This window comes from Rhizobacter sp. P2_H2, from assembly GCF_056403375.1.
In genome coordinates, this window is record NZ_JBFUFP010000643.1 from 1 (window position 1) to 3,161 (window position 3,161).

At 66.5% G+C, this 3,161-nt stretch carries 3 protein-coding genes and 1 pseudogene; all 4 read right to left on the reverse strand.

Annotation, left to right across the window (positions count from 1 at the left end):
• Positions 1-457 (reverse strand): type IV pilus assembly protein FimV (locus tag AC1D15_RS23935; protein WP_477827937.1); only part of this gene is annotated, 457 nt, incomplete at its 3' end.
• Between the two features lie 326 nt (positions 458-783).
• Positions 784-1,917, reverse strand: a complete 1,134-nt coding sequence (gene asd / locus AC1D15_RS23940; RefSeq protein WP_477827938.1) for an aspartate-semialdehyde dehydrogenase — start codon at positions 1,915-1,917, stop codon at positions 784-786.
• 57 nt (positions 1,918-1,974) lie between these two features.
• On the reverse strand, positions 1,975-3,054 hold the full coding sequence (gene leuB, locus AC1D15_RS23945) for a 3-isopropylmalate dehydrogenase (protein ID WP_477827939.1): 1,080 nt from the start codon (positions 3,052-3,054) through the stop codon (positions 1,975-1,977).
• 19 nt (positions 3,055-3,073) lie between these two features.
• Positions 3,074-3,161, reverse strand: a pseudogene (locus tag AC1D15_RS23950) (3-isopropylmalate dehydratase small subunit); the annotation flags it as partial.

The window sequence follows — 3,161 nt, forward strand, 5'->3', positions numbered from 1 at the left end:
GCGCGGGCGCTGGCGTCGCGGCGGCAGCCGCTTCGGCCGCCGGGGACAGCGCCGGCGACGTGGCCGGAGCCGGTGCCGGCGCAGCAGCCAGGTTGCGCGTCGACGGCGGGTCGAACAGCATCGTGTACTCGCGCACCAGGCGGCCGGTCGACCAGGTGATCTCGAGGATCACGTCGACGAAGGGCTCCTGCACGGCGCGATCGCTCGTGACCTTCAGGAAGGCGCGGCCGTCGGGACGGCGCTGCAGCGAGACCTGCGTGGCCGGCAGCACCTGGTTGTAGTCGACGCCCGCGGCGCGGTACGACTCCGGCGGCGCGATGCGCACGTTCAGGTTCGACGCCTCTTCGGGCGTCAGGCTCGTGACCTCGATTTCCGCGCGGAGGGTTTCACCAAGCGCCGACTGGACCGCCAGCCGCCCGAGGCCGAGCGCCCAGGCGTTGGTGGCAGACAGACACATGGCAGCGATGGCCACGCCGGTCAGAGCAAAGCGGCGAGCGAACAACGAATTTCTTTTCAAGGCGTCTCCCAAGTGGAGGTGGCGGGCAGTGCACAGGCTCCCGTCGATTGGCGTCGTTCTTCTTGAGAAACCAGCACGCACCCCAGGCGCAGTAGAAAACACAATAACATCAACTAGATACGAAGACAAGCTCATGCATTGGCTGACGTTCCCGCCAGAGACGGGATTCGGGGCTTCTGGGGAGTGTCCTGTTGCAGTACGGCAACGCAACAGAACACTCCGTCTTCACTGGTAACTCTCTGTCACTCCAACGGAATTTCCGCCGGTCACTGACCCAGCAGGATCCGCAGCATGCGGCGCAGCGGTTCGGCCGCGCCCCACAGCAACTGGTCGCCGACCGTGAAGGCGCCGAGGTATTCCGGCCCCATCGCCATCTTGCGCAGGCGTCCCACGGGAATCGTCAGCGTGCCGGTCACCGACACCGGCGTCAGGTCCGTAATCGTCGCCTCACGCGTGTTCGGCACGACCTTGACCCACGCGTTGTCGTTGGCGATCAAGGCCTCGATGTCGGCCAGGGGCACGTTCTTCTTGAGCTTGAACGTCAGCGCCTGGCTGTGGCAGCGCATCGCGCCGATGCGCACGCAGAAGCCGTCGACCGGAATGGGCGGCGTGCCGAAGCCCGTGCCCTGCCCGAGGATCTTGTTGGTCTCGGCCTSGSCCTTCCACTCTTCSYKGCTCWKGCCGTTGCCGAGATCCTTGTCGATCCACGGGATCAGGCTGCCGGCCAGCGGKACGCCGAAGTTGGCGATCTCCGCTTCGGACAGCGAGCGCTGCTTCGCGACGAGCTTGCGGTCGATCTCGAGGATCGCGCTCTTCGGGTCGTCGAGCAGCGGGCGCACCTCGGCGTTCAGCGTGCCGAACTGCGTCAGCAGCTCGCGCATGTGCTGCGCGCCGCCGCCCGAAGCCGCCTGGTAGGTCTGGGTGCTCATCCACTCGACGAGGCCCGCCTTGTAGAGCGCGCCCACGCCCATCAGCATGCAGCTGACGGTGCAGTTGCCGCCGATCCAGTCGCGCTGGCCGGCCGCCAGTGCGTTCTTGATGACCGGCATGTTGACCGGGTCGAGCACGATGACGGCGTTGTCCTTCATGCGCAGCGACGACGCCGCATCGATCCAGTGCCCGTTCCAGCCGGCGTTGCGCAGCTTCGGGTAGACCTCGTTGGTGTAGTCGCCGCCCTGGCAGGTGATGACGATGTCGCAGCGCTTGAGCGCCTCGATGTCGTTCGCATCCTGCAGCGTGGTCTCGTTCTTCGCGTAGGCGGGCGCCTTGCCGCCGGCATTGCTGGTGCTGAAGAACACCGGCTCGATCAGCTCGAAGTCGTTCTCTTGCGCCATGCGGTCGATCAGCACCGACCCCACCATGCCTCGCCAGCCCACCAGGCCGACCAATCTCGTTGCCATCTTTCTGTCCTGTCCGTTGAATTCGTTCGTGAAGGGTTTCGTCGAAAAAGCGTCGGGTCAGCCGTTCGCTTTCAGGTGGGCGACCACAGCGTCGCCCATCTCCTTCGTGCCCACCTTCGTGGTGCCTTCACTGTGAATATCGGCGGTGCRCAGCCCCTTGGCCAGCACCGCCTTGACAGCCGCCTCKATGCGCAGCGCCGCGGCTTCCTGGTTCAGGCTGAAGCGCAGCATCATCGCCGCCGACAGGATGGTGGCCAGCGGGTTCGCGATGCCCTTGCCGGCGATGTCCGGAGCCGAGCCGTGGCTGGGCTCGTACAGCCCCTGGTTCTTCGCGTTCAGCGAGGCCGACGGCAGCATGCCGATCGAGCCGGTCAGCATCGCCGCCTCGTCGCTGAGGATGTCGCCGAACATGTTGCCGGTGACGATCACGTCGAGCCGCTTCGGATCCTTCACCAGCTGCATCGCCGCGTTGTCGACGTACATGTGCTCCAGCGCCACGTCGGGGTACTGCGCATGCACCTCGGTGACGACGTCGCGCCAGAACTGGAAGGTCTCCAGCACGTTGGCCTTGTCGACGCTCAGCACCTTCTTGTTGCGCTTGCGCGCCGCCTGGAACGCGACATGCGCGATGCGCTCGATCTCGGGGCGCGAATAGCGCATCGTGTCGAAGGCCTCGTCGGCGCCGGCGAACGCGCCGTCGGGCGACTTCCGGCGGCCGCGCGGCTGGCCGAAGTAGATGTCGCCGGTCAGCTCGCGGATGATCAGCAGGTCGAGGCCGGCCACCACCTCGGGCTTCAGCGTCGACGCATGCGTCAGCTCCTCGTAGCAGATCGCCGGGCGGAAGTTGGCGAACAGCTCCAGGTTCTTGCGCAGGCCGAGGATGGCCTGCTCCGGGCGCAGGTGGCGCTCGAGCTTGTCGTACTTCCAGTCGCCGACGGCGCCGAACAGCACTGCGTCGGCCGACTTGGCCAGCGCGAGCGTGGCCTCGGGCAGCGGGTGGCCATGGGCCGCATAGGCCGCGCCGCCGACCTCGGCGCTCTCGGTCTCGAAGCGCAGGTCGAGGCAGCCGAGCACCTTGACGGCCTCGGCCATGATCTCCACCCCGATGCCGTCACCCGGCAGGATCGCAATCTTCACGAATCAATTCCTTCTTGGATCAGACGCGCTGGGCCAGCCAGGGCTTCTGCAACAGGCGCTCTGCTTCGAACGCACGAATCTTGTCGGCATGGCGCAGCGTGAGGCCG